Raw genomic sequence first — 17772 nt, 5'->3', positions numbered from 1 at the left:
TGCACCTCTTACCGTGTAAGAGCGCAGAATATAATGCGCAGAATAAAGCGCTCAGATCGCATCGCTTAAAAATGTTTGTCGAGACACATCATGACGTTGACTATTTTAGTGCACCCTCTACGTATCAAGGTATTGGGTCAAGTCAAAAACAAAGTGCTGCTTACAGCTTGCTTGCTGTTACCCCTAGTATTTGCATCATCAATGAGTTGGGGAATGTCTTTATCCCAAGCCATTTTACAAGCCCAGCAGCAAGACCCATGGTTAGACGGTAGCCAACAAAAAGAATACGCGTTGCGTGCTCAAGGGCTGGCCAGTGATTCTTTACCTAATCCTGAACTGTCATTTGGTTTATTGAACGTACCTAGCGACGGCTTTGCGCTAGATCAAGAGCCCATGACCCAGTTTAAGGTGGGGGTGAAGCAATCGTTCACCCGTGGTCAAAGTCGCCGTATTAGCCGCCAGCGTTACCAACAACTTGCTGCTGTTCAACCTTTTCTGCGTGACGATCGTTTGAAGCAAGTCGCATTAACCGTGACGCTGATGTGGTTAGACTTATACCAAGCAAATCAAGAGATTGCACTGGCTTTGCAGTTGCGAGAGACATTGCAGCAACTGATTGATATTAGTAAAGCGAATTACGCGACCACGTTTGCCAGTCGCCGTAACAGAGCCACCCAAAATGATGTGCTGATGGCGCAACTCACCTTGGCCAAAGTGGACGACAGAATTGTTGAAATCAATAGCAGCAAACGTTCAACACAAGCCAAGTTGTGCCAATGGTTAGCTCGGGAAGATGGATATGATGATAACAACCCCACAATTGCCCATGACGAAGTGCCGCCGTCTTTGCAATTACAAGCCTGTCATTTAGATGAGGCGGCACATCAGCACCTGCCATTATTTTCTGCAGTGCCTAGCTTCGTTGTACACGAACCCATAAACGCACAAGCGACGCTGAACACATTACAGGCGGTCGTATCGCAGCATCCCCGAGCTAAAGCCGCGCAGCAATCTATTAGCGCTAGCGAAGGGGACGTTAAGTTAGCAGCAGCACAATATGCTCCGCTGTGGGGGGTAAATCTAGGTTACGCCTATCGTCAAGATGACGCCTTCAATCAACGTCGCGCTGACTTCTGGTCAGTAAGTGTGAGCATGGACATGCCGCTTTTTTCTCGTGCTAAACAAGATAATGCTTTGGCTGCTGCACATCATCAAAAAGAAGCGATGCGAACAGAGTATCGCTTGGTTATGCGTGAAATGGTGGGGCAATTAAATGACTTAGCGGTGCAATACCGCCAATACCAAAAGCGTGTAGCGCATTACGAGGGGGTTATTCTGCCGAATATTGCTGAGCAAAAAGAGGTTAGCGTGGCGAATTTAAGTCACGACTACGGCAGTTTAGCACTGGCATCAGAGGTATTGATCACAGCTAACGAGGCGGAGTTTGAACGTCTTGCATTAGTGGTAAAGCAGCAAAAAGTGCGCGCTAAAATTAACTATTTTCTACCTGGGCAGTCACTGCTGTCTTCGCATGATCAGGAAAATCGCCCATGAAACCCTTTTTCAGTGTCACCATTTCGTTTGTTGCCGGTGCAGTTATTGCCCTTGTTATTTACACACAGTTTAACGAGCAAGCATCGAATACGGGTATGAGTCACTCAGGTGATTCCGCCCAAACGCAACCTAAAAAAACGCCTTTGTATTGGGTGGCGCCAATGGATGCAAATTTCCGCCGTGATGAACCGGGTAAATCCCCCATGGGCATGGATCTTATTCCGTTTTATGGTGCTGGCGATGATGGCAGTGGCACTTCGCAAAGTGAGCAGGCAGGACGGGTAAAAGTGTCACCCAATGTGGTGAACAATTTAGGTGTACGTACAGACTTTGCGCGCAGTGCCCCCCTTGAAAACACTATTCAAACAGTGGGATACGTGGGCTATAACGAAGACAAAATTGTGCATATGCACCCAAGAGTTGAGGGTTGGGTTGATGCCTTGTATGTCAGCACCGCAGGTGAAGCTGTTACCAAAGGGCAAAAAGTATATGGCATCTATTCACCTCAGTTGGTCAGTGCTCAGGAAGAGTATTTACTAGCGAAAAAAGGTAAGAGCCACGCTTTGATAAAAGCAGCGCGTTTACGGTTGCAGTCATTACACATGCCACAAGAAGCATTAGTCCAACTTGATAGTAGCAATGAAGTAATGCAAAGCGTGACGTTTTACGCGCCTCAATCTGGGGTGCTGGAACACCTTAAAATACGCCACGGGTTTTATGTAGAGCCGGGTACAACCTTGATGTCGATTGCCAGTTTGGATGAGGTCTGGGTAGAGGCTGAAGTCTTCGAGCAACAAGTTGACTTGCTCGAAGAAGGGCTTGGGGTGACGATGAGCGTGGGGTACTTACCAGGGCGACGATGGCAAGGAAAATTGGATTATATTTATCCGTCGTTAGATGAAACAACCCGGGCTTTACGTGTGCGTCTTCGTTTCGAAAATCCCGATCGCCTGCTAAAGCCAAATATGTTCGCAAATATTACGATCAAGGCAAACTCAAGCCTGCCCGTGGTACTTGTGCCGCGTAGCGCCGTTATTCGAACGGGTGTTCAGGATCGCGTGGTACTCGCTTTAGGAGATGGTTATTTTAAATCTATACAGGTCAAGCTTGGGCGCATGAACAGGGACTTCATCGAAATACTAAGTGGCATTCAAGCGGGAGACGAGGTGGTAGTTTCGGCGCAGTTTTTATTGGATTCACAGAGCAGTATTTCGTCAGATTTTAAGCGTTATGAGCCCAATGGTGCGCCAAACATGCAAAGCATGGCTGATACGCAAGACATGCCTGATATGGATACCCACTTTGATGCGAACAAGCCAAATATTCAGCGAGCAAGCGTTCGCGGTGTCATTAATAGCGTTGATGTGTCTACTAGGCAGGTAAATATCAGTCGCGCCGGGATTGAAAAATGGAATCGCGGGCCAACCACGATGAACTTTGTGCTGGGTAGTGAGCTTGAACACGCCCAAGTTAATAGGCTGCAAGAAACCAAGGCGATTCAATTTACCTTCGAAATACGTGACGGTGACTTTGTGATCACTAAGCTCTCATTCGTCGATGAGGAAACACCATGATTGTGCATGTGATTCGTTGGTCCGTAAACAATCGGCTATTAGTGCTGCTGTTAACAGGGATGATGGTTGGCATGGGGCTTTTTAGTCTCAAGCATACGCCTGTGGATGCGATCCCTGATTTATCTGACGTGCAGGTCATTATTAAAACCAGCTATCCCGGTCAAACTCCACAAGTAGTGGAAGACCAAGTAACGTATCCGCTCACCACGGCCATGTTGTCTGTGCCTGGAGCAACAACCGTTCGTGGTTTTTCATTTTTTGGCGACTCTTACGTATACGTTATTTTTAGTGACGATACCGACCCATATTGGGCCCGAACGCGGGTGCTGGAATATTTGTCTCAGGTGAGCCCCAATTTGCCGTCGCAAGCCAAACCGCAATTGGGCCCTGATGCTACAGGCGTGGGCTGGGTGTATATATATGCCCTTAAGGACGAAAGCGGGCAACATGATTTAAGCGAGCTGCGGGCATTACAGGATTGGTTTTTAAAATTCGAATTGCAAACCGTACCGGGTATTTCCGAGGTCGCTGCTATTGGCGGCATGATTAAGCAGTATCAGGTGGTGGTCGACCCGAATAAACTGCGTGCTTACAATATTCCGTTAAGCTTAATACAAACCGCGATACAGCAAGGCAATCAGGAAGTGGGGGCGTCAGTGGTTGAGATGGCCGAAGCTGAGTATTTGGTTTCAATTAATGGTTATGTGCAACAACGTGACGATCTTGCTCGCATTCCACTTGGTGTTAACAAGCAGGGAGTACCTGTGTTGTTGCGCGATGTGGCGAGTATTGCACTAGGCCCTCAGATGCGCCGAGGCATTGCCGAGCTAAACGGTGAAGGGGAAGTCGTTGGCGGTATCGCCGTTATGCGTTTTGGCGAAAATGCGCAAAAGACCATTGAAGCCTTTAAAGCAAAACTGGAGGTGCTTAAGCAAGGCCTACCTGCTGGTGTAGAGGTGGTGCCGGTATACGACCGCTCAGAGTTGATCAACAGCGCTGTCACGCATTTATGGTCCAAGCTGCTAGAAGAGTTGTTGATTGTGGGGCTAGTGTGCGCATTGTTTTTGTTTCATGTTCGCTCATCTTTAGTGGCCATTGTCAGTTTACCCCTGGGGATACTCGTGGCGTTTGTGATCATGTATTGGCAGGGCATTAACGCCAACATTATGTCTCTTGGAGGAATTGCTATCGCTATAGGGGCGATGACCGATGGGGCGATAGTGATGATTGAGAACATGCATAAACATATGCAAGACACACCACTGACAGACGCCAATCGGTGGGATATTGTGGCCAAGTCTGCCTCTGAGGTCGGGCCCGCATTGTTTTTTAGCCTGTTAATTATCACCGTCAGCTTTTTACCGGTTTTCATGCTTGAAGCACAAGAAGGGCGAATGTTTGCACCGTTGGCATTTACCAAAACCTACGCGATGGCAGCCTCGGCCGGCTTAGCCATCAGTGTGGTGCCTGTGCTGATGGGGTATGTCATACGAGGAAAAGTCATAAGTGAGCACAGAAACCCGATTAATCGCGGCTTGGTCGCCTTGTATATGCCCGCACTAAAAACCGTTTTGGGCTATCCAAAAACAACCTTAGTGGCAGCGGGTATGATTACAGTGGTTGGTTTTTATCCGCTTAAACACATTGGCTCTGAATTTATGCCGCCTCTGGATGAAGGGGATTTGATGTATATGCCCAGCACGTATACCGGTATTTCTATCGGCAAAGCGCGAGAAATATTACAACAAACTGACAAACTTATACGCACCGTACCAGAGGTAAAAAACGTGTTTGGTAAAATAGGCCGCGCAGACACCGCCACTGACCCTGCGCCGTTGACCATGATTGAAACATTCATTCAGTTCAAACCTAAAAGCGAATGGCGCGAAGGCATGACAAAAGACGATATTCGCCACGCTCTGGATGACGCATTGCAGCTTCCCGGGATCACTAACGCTTGGGTGATGCCGATTAAAACTCGCATAGATATGCTAGCGACCGGTATAAAGACCCCTGTGGGCATCAAAGTTGCGGGTGAGAACATAGACGTCATTCAACGAATAGGGCAAGACATCGAGCGGTTATTAACGCCTATGCAAGGCTCAGCATCGGTATATGCCGAGCGTGCAGTGGGAGGGCGTTATATCAAGCTTGATATAGACAGAGAAGCCGCTGCCCGATATGGCTTGAGCATTCGCGCTATTCAACAAGATGTATCAATGGCGATAGGCGGCGTTAATGTGGGTGAGTCGGTAGAAGGTTTAGCGCGTTATCCTATCAATGTTCGCTACCCAGAGGCCTATCGAGATTCACCAGAGCAAATTAGTTTGCTACCCATTGTGACAGCAGATGGGCAGCATATAACCTTAGGTGAGGTGGCTCGGGTTTATCTTGACGATGGTCCAGGGGCAATCAAAAGTGAGAATGCTCGTCTTAATGGCTGGATATTTATCGACATTCAAGATATCGATGTCAGCCACTACGTGGAAAATGGTCAGGCATTACTTGCACAGAAGCTAGACTTACCTGCTGGCTACAGCGTCACGTGGGCCGGTCAATACGAATACATTGAGCGTGCAAAAGACAAGCTCACGTATGTCGTACCGCTGACGTTGGCGATCATCATTTTGTTGTTATATCTGAATTTCAAGCGCTTTGCCGAGGTTGCCATCATCTTAGGTACGTTACCACTGGCGATGATAGGTGGTGTGTGGCTACTGTATTTAGCGCAGTACAATCTGTCTGTGGCGGTTGGCGTCGGTTTTATCGCGCTGGCGGGGGTGGCGGTTGAAATAGGCGTCATCATGTTGGTGTATCTGAATCAGGCATATGCGCAATTGCAAATAAATGCGGCTCGCGATGCCAAGCACATAACCTTAACGGATCTACGAGAGAGTGTTATCCACGGAGCGGGATTAAGAGTGCGCCCTGTCATGATGACAGTGGCAACGATAGTGATAGGTTTGCTCCCTGTGATGTATGCGAGTGGCACCGGCTCTGAGGTGATGAGTAGAATTGCTGCCCCAATGGTGGGTGGCATGGCAAGTGCTTTGATATTGAGTTTACTGGTGGTGCCGGTCGTGTATTTCTTGTGGCGCAAACAGGACCTTGAAACTTCACCACCTCGGGGCTGATTTAGTATCGAAGGGATTCACATTGCGCCCTTGGGCAGATAGCCTAAGGGCGCGATGCTATAGCATCAAACGCTTAGCGCTTCAAAACAATGCGGTATTTCACATCCCCTGTACGCAGGTGCTCGAGTGCCTGATTTATCTCATCGAAAGAGTAGGTTTCGATAACGGGCTTAATGTCATGCAGCTTAGCGAATTCAAGCATTTTTGCGATGGTTGCTGGGCTGCCAACTGGTGAGCTTGACACGCTGCGCTGTTGCGACATTAACGAGAACACGCTGATGTTTAACGGCTCGGTAATGGCGCCAACGAAATGCAGTCGTCCTCGAGGGGCTAGGGTGCTTATATATGCTTCCCAATCCAGTGTGACTGCCACGGTTGAAATAATAAGGTCGAATTCCCCTGCGGCTTGTTTGATGTCGGTTTTGTCTCGGGAATTGATAACGCGGTGAGCGCCTAATGACAGCGCTTCTTTTTGCTTGGATTCACTTGAGGTAAATGCGGTGACTTCACAGCCCCACGCGTTTAAGAACTGCAAGGCAAGGTGCCCCAAACCGCCGATACCGATGACCGCCACCTTATCCGTGGGTTTGATATTGAACTCGCTTAGGGGGTTAAAAACCGTTATGCCGCCACAAAATAGAGGGCCAGCTGATGCGAGATCGATTCCATCAGGAATAACCACCACAGCGGTTTCTTGGGCACGAACTTTGTCGGCAAATCCGCCGTGATGACCAACGATCGTCGGTCGTGCTTTGGCGCATAAATTGTGATCCCCAGTGTCGCATTGGTGACAATGAGTGCAATAGCCAGCATGCCAGCCTAAGCCTGCAACTTGGCCGACTTTCAAGCCTTTTACCGCATCGCCGATTTGGCGAATTCTCCCCACTACTTCATGACCGCCTACTGCTGGGTATTTACTGATCCCCCATTCGTTATCAATGACGCTCAAATCACTATGGCACACGCCGCAATACATAACGTCAAGTTCGACTTCGTTCGGTTTTAGTTCGCCCGGGTCGTATTCGTAGGGGGTTAGTTCGCCTTTTGGCTCGTGTGCAGCATAGGCCTTTATCATGGTTGGTCCTTAACGGTTCATTTGAAGTTATCCCCTTATAGTGCGCTTCACAGCGCGGGGATAACAATCAAAATGTGTATCACAACCATTGATAAACGTTCGCGGTTATCAGTTATACATCCGTTTAGCTTCTTGAAAATAAGGCTAATGACCATTAGCGTCACCCACAATAAGCTCTATGGTTAACAGCGCTAAATAAGCGCTAAATTGGCGTTAAATTAGCGAGAAATCGCTTAAGCCGCTTGGTATTCAGCTTGTTTTACATACTGGCTTACCTGATAAAGATATTGACTGATTTCAGTGTCTTTTAACCATGAAACTTTGAAGGCATTTTCTACTAAAGTAACCATCTCTTGTGCGCTAAATTGCCCTTCTTTTTGTAGCTCGATAAAGTTTTCATTTAGGTAGGCGCGAAAATATGCAGGATCATCAGAATTGATGGTAACCAGTAATTCATGTTCAAGCATTTGACGAACCTCATTAGAGGTTAATGATTGCACCACGAATCGGTTGGAAATAGGACATACGGTTAAGCCCAGTTGCTTGTGCTTAATCTTTTCTAGCAAAGCGGGATCTTGTAGGGCATTTACCCCGTGGTCGATACGGTCAACCTGAATGTCGTCCAAGCACTGCTTAATGTGCACCAGAGTGTTGTGCTGATTGACGTCGCAATGCATCGTTAACTTTAGATCCAACGCTTTGGCATATTCGAACACTTCGGCAAACTTAGCGGGTGGGTTATCGCGCTCATTAGAATCTAGCCCCACGCCCACTAACCATGGTAGATAGGGCATAGCAAGTTTAAGGTGCTCCATTGCTGACTCAGCGCTAAGCTCGCGCAAAAAGCACATAATCAGTTGACTTCTAATGCCAAGCTTTTGCTCTGCATCTAACTGCGCTTTATGAATGCCGGTAATGATGGTTTCAAAACTTACCCCACGGCATGTATGCGCTTGGGGATCAAAAAATAGCTCTGCGTAGACGATATTTTCGCTGGCTGCTTTGGTCAAGTAGTCCCAGGTAAGCTGATAAAAATCTTCTTCTTTTATCAGTACATTCATGCCCGCGTAGTAAATTTTTAAAAATGAAGGCAGGTCGTGAAAATCATACGCGGCGATGAGTTGCTCTGGGGTGTCAAATTCCAACGGAATACGGTTTTTTACTGCTAAGGCAAAACTTAGTTCAGGCTCCAGAGTGCCCTCAAGGTGTACGTGCAGCTCTGCTTTTGGCATATCCGAAATGAATTGCTGTATATCGAGTGGTTGTGTTTGCAATGGACGTGTCCTTTTTATTATTTGAATAAATAGCAAATTTACAATGCGCTAACGTATACAGCAAAGTTCATGCCCGAGATATATTTGGCTATGACCTTCATTTAAAAGAGAATTATAAAGTACGGCTGGGATAAAGCAGTGATACCTGCACCAATTTTGCCGGCAAAGCAGTCAAATGTACAAAAATGGTGCAAGGGCCAGGATTAACTACCCCTCTTGGTGATTTTGCTGTTCTCTTTACGGGGAGCATCACCATGAGGGAAGCGTTTATTTGCTTACAGGCAGCCAGTTTTTCAACTTTTGCACATCCGATATGGTCAAGTAAATCGTGTCTAGCGAGGCACTTTCTACGGTGAGGTCAAGTTGTTTAAGCCGTTGGTGGCGCAGAGCCGTTACCGTCACGTTACTTTTGGCAGCATATTGATTATAAATTGTCAGTAAGTTTGCAGCGGACACTTGCCAGTCATCAAAACTGATCAGCTGATCGCCCACTTGTAGTCCAGCGTTATAGGCTGGCGTATTTTCGCTAACTTGGGTCACTAATACCCCGGTATCTGCAGCTTTAAAGGCTGCGCCAAATTGAGTCCTTTGGACCCGAGGAGCAGGCTTTCCACCCGCATCGCTGGCATCAATACGTGGGCGCTTGTGCAATGTCACCCCAACGTCATGCAATAGGTCGCTGACCGGGAGCTCTTTGATTGTGTGCAATGCATCTTGCAGAAACGCAGCGAGTGGTAAACCCATTTCGTTGAGTACGATATGTTGAATAATGTCATCCGGCGTGCCTATATCCATTTTGCCATGGTGCTGCCATAAGTAACGCATGACATCGTCTAAGCTTTTAGTGTGTTGACTTGCCGCGCGTATGTGCAAATCAAGACACAGCGCGATAACAGCCCCTTTGACATAATAACTGACAATGTTGTTGATGGCGCTAGCATCTTGTTGATAGAACTTGGTCCAGGCGTCAAAGCTTGAGGCTGTAACGGTTTGTTTAAAGCGACCCGCATTTCGCTCTAAACGCGTAAGCGTTTGGCCTAATACTTCTAAATAGCTTTCATTGTTCGTCACATGACTGCGGGTAAGGCTTAAATCGTCGTAGTAACTGGTGAAGCCTTCGTAAATCCATAGTTGGGGAGTATACGCTTCATGACTGAGGGTGCTGGCCTGCAGCGCAGCGGGTTTGGTACGTTTTACATGCCAAGTATGCAGAAATTCGTGGCTGCATAAACTCAAAAAAGTCCGATAACCATCAGGCATGTGATCTGCTTGGGCGGTACTGGGCAAATCATCTCTGCTGTAAAGCAGTGCTGTAGAAGACATATGCTCAAGGCCGCCAAAATCTTTGCCTGTTAGCATGGTGATAAACAGATAGCGCTCAACGGGCGGCGTATCGCCGAATAAGGCGAAATGATGGGCGCAGAGTTTACGCAAGTCTGCAGCCATGCGCTGGGTATCGCTGCGATGTCCGCCGGCCAGAATTAACTCAAAGTGACAGGTATGTTCAGCGCTTTGTTGTGAAGAGGTGCTGGCTACTGGGGTAACAACGTCAAAAGGCACGATATCGTAATTTCCCATTAAAATGGGATGGTCTATCAAGTCGTTGTAATTGTCAGCGCAGTAGTCCCCGAAATCGTGATGCTCGGTGGCTTTAGCAAGGGGCAAGGTAGTTGCCACGCGCCAATGCTGACATTGGGCCTGTTCAGGCCTGATTAGGGTCACTAGCACAGGTGCTTCACGGTGCTCTTTGATCGCTAAAAAAGTACTTGTGCCGTTAAAAAAGGCAAAATCGTCAAATACGTAAGCACTGCGTACCGATAAATCAAACGCGTAAACACTGTAATTTACCGTTATTGGGCCAGAGTTTGCTGGCAGCTTCCAAGTTTGTTTATCTAGTTTATGTATCGATAATGCCTGACCTTGGGCGTCTTGAGCGGATATTTCAACGATATTTTTCGCGAAATCTCTGATCATGTAACTGCCGGGTATCCAAGCGGGTAACGTCAGTTCATGACCATCACTTGAGGGCATATTAATCTGTAATGAGACGTCTAGCACATGCCCGGCAAGAGAAGAAACGTTGAGGGTGTAGTGGATATCAGCAGAATGTTGAAGCATGAACTAAAACCTTAAAAAACATGGAGATGACTGAAGTCGATTCGCATTGAATAAATTCAATTTGAGGATGAATCTTTACGAAAACACTTTATATTAAAGTAAATTTTACGTTAAATGGACAAAGTACAGTTTACTTTGTTTTTGATACTACAGGATATTTGACCTTTGCCACACAATAGCGGGCTATCAAGTGATGATTTATTTAAGCTGCGATCGATGCGACCGGGCATGATTGTAGACTTGCAAATTCACTCGCCAACATTAAAAAGACGAGTAAAAACGGAATTCGTGGGCATAGATGGGAGCCGAAATCTGATCTTCCGATTCCCTGATGAGAACAAGTGGGCAGGTCTTGGTGGCGCAATTTACATGAATAATACTATGATTGTGCGCTGCATTTTAGAAGATGAAACGGGAGAGATAGTCGCATTCAAAGTCAAAATAATCATAGTGATCACCCGGCCATCTAAGTTGGTATTTACCTCATTCCCTGAAAGTATTCAAAGTCACGGTTTACGCGCTGAACAGCGAGCCCAAACGCGCATCGCTGCGTTGTTAATTGATAGCCAAGAGCGCAGCCACATTGTACCTTGTTTGGTGCGCGATATTTCGAATCAGGGTTGTATGATCAGTATTGGGCGCGACGCAAAAGGGGTAAAGCCAACTGTGGATCAGGAACTTGAGTTACTGATACCAAATTCAGAGGGGGATGACATCAGTTTGTCCGGTCATGTGCGAAATAAGAAAGAGGATGATACTCGGCATTATTTCGGGATCCAATTTTGCGATGATGAAAATGACGTGGCCAAGCTGCTGAGCCAACTGTTAATCAATACCGAATAGCCTTAGCAAAAAGGCGGATAGACGAGACATTAGGTTTTCGGTATCCTCAAACCAACTGTTAAATTATTGTTAAAAATAGAGCGAGAGTGTACATGCGCCGTATAGAAATTCTGTTGAACGAGTATGGTCACAGCCATACCAATAAGCTCAATATCTTAATTCATGCGATTGCCGTGCCGGCAATTTACTTTGTTACGCTGGGGCTACTGTGGTCTATTCCTCGCCCTGAATTGTTGATGCACTTCGATGTGACGTGGGCGCACATTGCGGTCATTCCAATGTTGGTGTACTACTTTCGATTATCAGGCCCAATTGGGGCCGCTATGACCCTATTGAGCGTCGTGTCTTTATACGGGATTATGCTGATTGAAAGCTCAATATACGAAGTATGGATTGTCTGTTTGGCTATCTTTGTGGTGATGTGGATCCTGCAGTTTGTAGGTCACAAAATCGAAGGTAAAAGCCCGTCCTTTTTCAAGGATGTACAGTTTTTACTCGTAGGGCCTGCTTGGTGGTGGGTACATTGGCTTAAACGCATGAATATCGCGTACTAAACACCTCATCCCCGTTTTAAGCCATAATAGCTCTCAAGATGCGATAAACGGGGAAGGGCGCACGCCCAACCGTCAGCACTTGCTTCTTCTTTCCCGTATAATCGTGATTTGATTGGATTCTAATGGTGTTTCTTAAATGAAGTGGCAGGCGTTATTTGACACCCGTGAACGAATGTTTTGGACGTTACACACGCTTGGGTGGTGTGGTTTCGCGGTAATTTATTATATAGGTTCATTCCTGCACGATATGCGCAGTATTTGGCTGTTCGTGATTATCTTAAATGCCTATGCGGGTTGGTTATTGACCATTCCTTTGCGTTACATTTACGCCCGCGCTATGAAGCTCAGCCCGTTGAAAATGTTGATGGTGGTGTTCGTTAGCGTGTATACGATTGCGCTAATGTGGGCATTAGTGAAAAACATCAACTATTGGGAAATATATAAAAAGGGATATCGTCCTGAAGAATGGTACATGTATTTTACCAATACGGTGAATTCCTTAATCATGATTGGCTGCTGGACTGGGCTCTATTTTGGTATTAAAAACTACCAAATGTTGCTTAAAGAAAAACAAAATAGCCTCAGAGCATCCACCATGGCGCATCAAGCACACATCAAGATGTTACGTTACCAGCTTAATCCGCATTTTTTGTTTAATACCTTAAACGCCATTTCGACACTGATTTTAATGAAAGACAACAAAACCGCTGAGTCTATGGTAACTCGCCTCAGCGACTTTTTGCGCTATTCCCTAGATAAAGACCCTATAAAAAAAGTGCCATTGCGCCAAGAAATTGAGGCATTAACCCTTTATTTAGCCATCGAAAAAGTGCGCTTTGAAGACCGTTTGACTGTTATTTGGGACATTCAACCCAGTGCAAATGAAGCATTAGTGCCTAGCTTGATTTTGCAGCCATTAATCGAAAACTCAATTAAATATGCTATTTCAAAATTAGAAGAGGGTGGCTGTATTGCGATTTCAGCTAAAGTATTTGGCCGAGATCTGATGCTAGAAGTGACCGATAATGGGCCAGGGGCGGACATTGAAGAAGGCCAAATGTATCGCGAAAATGGCGTGGGTCTGCAAAATATTCAAGAGCGTTTGGACTCGTTATACAAAAATGATTTCTCTTTTAGTATTTCTAATAGCCAGCCTTCTGGTATAAAAGTGTTTATTCGTATCCCATTTGAGACACAAGAAGCAGTGCATGAAAATTAACACTATTGTTATCGACGACGAGCCTCTAGCACGCAAAGGCTTAGCGATGCGCTTGGGTCAGTTCGAAGAAATTAATCTCGTTGCCCAGTGTAAAAACGGACTTGAAGCGGTGACCCTCATTCCGCAGTTACGCCCAGACCTCATTTTCCTCGATATTCAAATGCCAGGCTTAAACGGCTTTCAAGTGATCAACAAGTTGCGTGAGCTTAACCAGCCTGTACCCATGATTATCTTTGTGACCGCTTATGACACATATGCAATAAAGGCATTTGATGCGCATGCGCTAGATTATGTGCTCAAACCCGTTGATGAGAAACGTTTGCGTGCAGCGGTAGATAAAGTCATCAGTCACGTGATGTTGCACAGTGAGTCAGATCATAAGCAAACGCTGGCCAAAGTAGTGGCTGATTTTACTGGGGACGATTGCGAGGATATTTTACGCCGATTAGCCAGTGGTGAAGCGCTCAATACCACGCAATACGGTGATGTGTTAGCGATTAAAGATGGCACAGAAGTAACGCGTGTCGCCGTCGCTGAAATTCAATGGATAGATGCCGCTGGCGATTACATGTGTGTACATGCGCTAGAGCAAACACATATTATGCGCCGTACCATGAAAGAGTTAGAAGAAGAGTTGGATCCGCGCATATTCGTAAGAGTGCATCGCTCAGCGATAGTGAATATCAAATATGTGCAAAAACTCGTCAGTCATATCAGTGGCGAATACCACTTGATTTTATCCAATGGTACCGAGTTAAAGGTCAGCCGAAGCCACAGAGATAACGTTAAGAATATGATTAATAGCTAATATTTAGTAACAATCAGAGTAGAGTGAGTAGGCGAAATTGTCACGACTTCGAGTGGCTAAATGGTTATATTCGGGTATTAGTTCACCTGCGTGATTGAGACAGACATGAATAAATTAATTTTAGTCGTTTTTACCCTTGGTATGCTACTTACAGGGTGTAGCTCAAAGTTCGCTTATAACAATATAGATTGGCTGATGTATTGGTACATAGACGACTATGTTGAGCTGGATAAAAGTCAGAAATCACTTTTAGATAACCACGTTGAACAATGGATGCACTGGCATCGTCAAGACGAACTTAGCGAGTATAAAGCCCACCTACAAAAGGTTTATCAACAGGTTTCTGCGGGGCATGTTAGCAAGGCCCAGTGGTTGAATCATTTTGAAGAAGGCAAACAGCATTGGGTACGCTTTAGAGATCATGTTAGTCCTGAACTGGTTAATTTAGCCCCAAAATTAACCGATGAACAAGTCAACGATTTGTTTGCCCAAATACAGAAGCAAAATGAAGAGCGCATTGAAAAACGCGCGGATCGCACATTTGACGAACGATTAGAAAAGAACACTGAAGATACTCAGGATAACGTTAAAGAGTTCATAGGAAAGCTAAGCAAAGCACAAAAAGAGATAGTGGTGAATTACGCTGATGACTTTAAAAGTAGCTTTGATTTATGGATGGATTATCGTCAACGTATCCAGCAGGCTGCCTACGATATGTTACTCAACTCGCGCCATGAAGAAGACTTTACGTCGCGCTTTTTAGCGCTTTTGTCCCACCCAGAGCAATACCAAAGTGACGAACTGATGGCTATATCAGCCCATAACAATCAAGTGTACGCTTCGATGCTTGAGGCATTAGGCCAATCGCTAAGCCCAAAACAAAAGAAAAAGGCCCTCAATGAAATCGAAGATTTAATTGAGGACATAAGCGACTTGCAAGAAGATTGATAGCCGTTGCCGTGCGCAAAGTTACCGAGTATTGAAAGTGACCGAGCACAGAAACACCGAGAGTAATACTATAGCGTGCACTGCAATGGCGCGTAGTTATTTTACTGTTCAGCGCTACTGAGATACTTGAGCGCTAAAACATTTCTTCTTGAGGTAACCAGGCGCCAGCGTTAACCAATTCGCTGATAAGCTGTACCCAAAAGTGATTGATCGTGACAGCGGTGCCTTTATCACTGTGCAAATCAAATTGCCACGAAGGCGACTGAAGAAATGCTCGCACTGCTTGAGCATGCTCCGGTGGAGCAAAAAATGCTTGGCCTTCAATAAAGAACTCCAATGATGTGTTCTCTTCCGATTGCGCTAAGTAAATAGGGCGTATGCCAGGTTGACGCTCAAACACTGTTTGCTGCTGGAATAATACTAGTATCTCTTGTAAAGAATAATCTGGGTTGTGTTGCTCATCGTAACCCTGATTTAGTTGAGTATCACTGAAGTGAGAAGTCAGCCAACGCGTGAAATCAGGTGAGTCGATAGCGTCATGCAGCATGTTTCGAAAACTGCGGATTTCCTCTTCGGCTAATTCACTGGGATCAGATCTTGGGGTTAATCCTTTGTCTTGGTAGCGTTTTTTAAATAAGCCTAAATCAATACTGTAATCCGCTAGTGATGAGAGTAAATCTTGTTGTGTTGGGGCGCGAAAGCCTACTGAATAATTCATGCAGTCTTCTAATGCGACACCATTATGCGGGCAACCTGCCGGTATATATAGCATATCTCCCGAATGCAGTACCTCATCTATGATGGGGGTAAACCCCTGTATTTGACTGAGATCTGGATGGGGGTGGTAAGTTGAATACTCGCCTCGTTTACCCGCTTGCCAGCGCCTGCTGCCTTTACCTTGAATAATAAATACATCGTATTGGTCCAAATGAGGACCTACGCCGGCCCCGGTATTGGAAAAGCTCACCATCAGATCGTCTAAGCGCCAATAGGGGATAAAATTGAACATGCGAATAAGGGCATCAGCTTCATCAACATGTTGATCAACACTTTGTACTAACAGACTCCAGCTACCTTGGCAGGCATGTTCGAAGTCACTGATTGGCCCGTGTTGAACGTGCCAGTTGGCATTTTCAGATGACACTATTCGCGAATCTATCCTTGGGTCTTGGGCTAAGCCCGCGAGCTCATTTTCATCAAGAGGGTCTACAAATTGCGAAAATGCCCCTTTAAACACGACTGGGCGTTTTTGCCAGTGAGAGTCTAAAAATAGTGTTGGATCAAAGTTATCAAATACGTACATCGTGTGGAAAACCCTTGTGCCTTATAACGTTACAGTGCGCTGAAAATAGGATGAATGGAAAAGGGATTATTCAATTTCCCCAAGCAGCCAATAGGTTTTAATTTGCCCCAATCCTTTGATCTTGACTTCACCTCGTGGCTCGAAACAATATTTATGCTTGGCCATTTCGTAGGTAGACTGGGTCACTTGAATCTGGTCGGTTCGACCGTGGCTTTCCATTCTGGCCGCTAGGGTAACAGCTTCACCCCACAAATCGTAACAGAATTTGCTGCGACCAATAACGCCTGCTACGACTTCCCCTGAGCCAATACCAATACGTAGCCCAGTGGTTAAGTGATATTTATGTTGTAGTGCGCTAAAGGCGTCTTTTACCGCTAACGCATAAGCGCAACATTGCACCGCATGGGCGTTGTTGATGTCAGGCACACCAGCTGCTGCCATGTAGCCATCGCCAATGGTCTTTATTTTTTCCAATCCATAATGTTCACTTAATCGATCGAATTGACTAAAAACGTCGTCGAGTAAGTCGACCAACGCTTGGGCCTTAAGCGTTTTTACGAGCAAGCTGAAATTTTCGAGATCGAGAAAGCATATTGAAACGTGATCATATTGGTCAGCGATTTTACCTTGTACGGTTTTTAAGCGCTGGGCGATGGGGCGCGGCAAAATATTAAGCAGTAGTGCCTCTGAGCGTTGATTGGCCATGAAAAGCTTTTGCTGAGTTCGCGTCATATTTCGTCCAACATGCATACTGGCTAAGGTGCAGGATAAGGCAAGAAAAACGGCACTGGAAAAACTGGCGACCTGATGGTATTCAGATAAATATTGCGGGTTAACCTGCCAAATGTAATATCCATCAATCAAAAGAAAAACAACGACGTGAGACTCGATACATATCCACATGGCGATAGTTTGGGCGTTAAAGATAAAAGGGCAAATGAACACGCCCAACAGTAAATAGTAATGTACGTTCACATTAGCTTGCCAGATAACACTTGACCACGCGATGTAGCTGATAAATAGACCAACCAAGATGAATTTTGCCTCGCGTTGCAAGCCCGTACGATTCAGAAGGGGAACGAGACAAAAAAGCGCACCATGACTTACGACTAAGGTTATTTTATATCCGCCACCGAAGTGCCAATAATAAACAATAATGGGCACTTGCAACAAAAGTACAAATATCACCATTAGGCTGATGATATTGCTTATCCGCGTTGGGTTAATATCAGCCGTTGTATTTTGAGGAATGCCACACCAAATCCATGCGTGCAATAATTGAGTGACCATAGGGTCTTCCGTTTGACCATGAGGAATTGAGTATAGGCTAAAAAGGTGGGGTGTAAATTTGGGCGTTCAGGGGGCCTA

The 17772-nt window shown here is 45.8% G+C and carries 13 protein-coding genes; 8 read left to right on the top strand and 5 right to left on the bottom strand.

Translation table 11 applies throughout. The annotated features are described in order from the left end of the window. Positions 1–90 precede the first annotated feature (90 nt). The 3 genes from AC0VYA_RS12035 to AC0VYA_RS12025 are packed head-to-tail and all read left to right on the top strand — an operon-like array spanning position 91 to position 6262. Positions 91–1554, top strand: a complete 1464-nt coding sequence (locus tag AC0VYA_RS12035) for a TolC family protein (RefSeq protein WP_475488406.1) — start codon at positions 91–93, stop codon at positions 1552–1554. Next, the gene (locus AC0VYA_RS12030) at positions 1551–3128 is read left to right on the top strand and encodes an efflux RND transporter periplasmic adaptor subunit (protein WP_475488405.1); all 1578 of its coding nucleotides are present in this window, start codon (positions 1551–1553) and stop codon (positions 3126–3128) included. Before AC0VYA_RS12035 ends, AC0VYA_RS12030 begins: the two co-directional genes overlap by 4 nt. Next, complete coding sequence (locus tag AC0VYA_RS12025) at positions 3125–6262, top strand: efflux RND transporter permease subunit (RefSeq protein ID WP_475488404.1); 3138 nt, start codon at positions 3125–3127, stop codon at positions 6260–6262. The genes AC0VYA_RS12030 and AC0VYA_RS12025 overlap by 4 nt, the downstream gene beginning before the upstream one ends. A 73-nt stretch (positions 6263–6335) precedes the next feature. On the opposite strand, the gene ahr is transcribed toward AC0VYA_RS12025, so the two are convergent. From ahr to AC0VYA_RS12010, 3 genes are all read right to left on the bottom strand, one after another. After that, complete coding sequence (gene ahr, locus AC0VYA_RS12020; RefSeq protein WP_475488403.1) at positions 6336–7337, bottom strand: NADPH-dependent aldehyde reductase Ahr; 1002 nt, start codon at positions 7335–7337, stop codon at positions 6336–6338. 233 nt (positions 7338–7570) lie between these two features. Beyond that, positions 7571–8611 (bottom strand): adenosine deaminase, encoded by a 1041-nt coding sequence (add, locus tag AC0VYA_RS12015; RefSeq protein ID WP_475488402.1) that lies wholly within the window; start codon positions 8609–8611, stop codon positions 7571–7573. A gap of 267 nt (positions 8612–8878) precedes the next feature. Further along, entirely contained in the window at positions 8879–10729 is a 1851-nt protein-coding gene (locus AC0VYA_RS12010) for a M61 family metallopeptidase (protein ID WP_475488401.1), read from the bottom strand. Between the two features lie 216 nt (positions 10730–10945). On the opposite strand from AC0VYA_RS12010, the gene AC0VYA_RS12005 reads away from it, so the two are divergent. The 5 genes from AC0VYA_RS12005 (at position 10946) to AC0VYA_RS11985 (ending at position 15101) form a co-directional block, all read left to right on the top strand. Next, positions 10946–11572: a PilZ domain-containing protein gene (locus AC0VYA_RS12005; RefSeq protein ID WP_473481309.1), complete on the top strand. Its 627-nt coding sequence runs from the start codon at positions 10946–10948 to the stop codon at positions 11570–11572. A gap of 92 nt (positions 11573–11664) precedes the next feature. Further along, positions 11665–12126 carry an Mpo1 family 2-hydroxy fatty acid dioxygenase gene (locus tag AC0VYA_RS12000; RefSeq protein ID WP_011575181.1) on the top strand — a complete coding sequence of 154 codons (462 nt, stop codon included), beginning with the start codon at positions 11665–11667 and terminating at the stop codon, positions 12124–12126. A 136-nt stretch (positions 12127–12262) separates the two neighbouring features. Next, on the top strand, positions 12263–13345 hold the full coding sequence (locus tag AC0VYA_RS11995) for a sensor histidine kinase (protein WP_011575180.1): 1083 nt from the start codon (positions 12263–12265) through the stop codon (positions 13343–13345). Further along, positions 13335–14153, top strand: coding sequence for a response regulator (locus AC0VYA_RS11990; protein WP_473480956.1), 819 nt, complete (start codon positions 13335–13337; stop codon positions 14151–14153). The genes AC0VYA_RS11995 and AC0VYA_RS11990 overlap by 11 nt, the downstream gene beginning before the upstream one ends. 105 nt (positions 14154–14258) lie before the next feature. Further along, positions 14259–15101 carry a DUF6279 family lipoprotein gene (locus AC0VYA_RS11985; RefSeq protein ID WP_475488400.1) on the top strand — a complete coding sequence of 281 codons (843 nt, stop codon included), beginning with the start codon at positions 14259–14261 and terminating at the stop codon, positions 15099–15101. A gap of 133 nt (positions 15102–15234) precedes the next feature. Here the strand turns inward: AC0VYA_RS11985 and AC0VYA_RS11980 are convergent, their stop codons facing one another. Further along, the gene (locus AC0VYA_RS11980) at positions 15235–16404 is read right to left on the bottom strand and encodes a cupin domain-containing protein (protein ID WP_475488399.1); all 1170 of its coding nucleotides are present in this window, start codon (positions 16402–16404) and stop codon (positions 15235–15237) included. Positions 16405–16470: 66 nt separating this feature from the next. Further along, positions 16471–17694 (bottom strand): adenylate/guanylate cyclase domain-containing protein, encoded by a 1224-nt coding sequence (locus AC0VYA_RS11975; protein ID WP_475488398.1) that lies wholly within the window; start codon positions 17692–17694, stop codon positions 16471–16473. Positions 17695–17772: the final 78 nt, after the last annotated feature.

It is taken from the genome of Paraglaciecola sp. QJM3NY_14 (assembly GCF_056173245.1).
The sequence above is the reverse complement of the archived record's forward strand: the minus strand, read 5'-3'. Positions and strand labels throughout refer to the sequence as shown.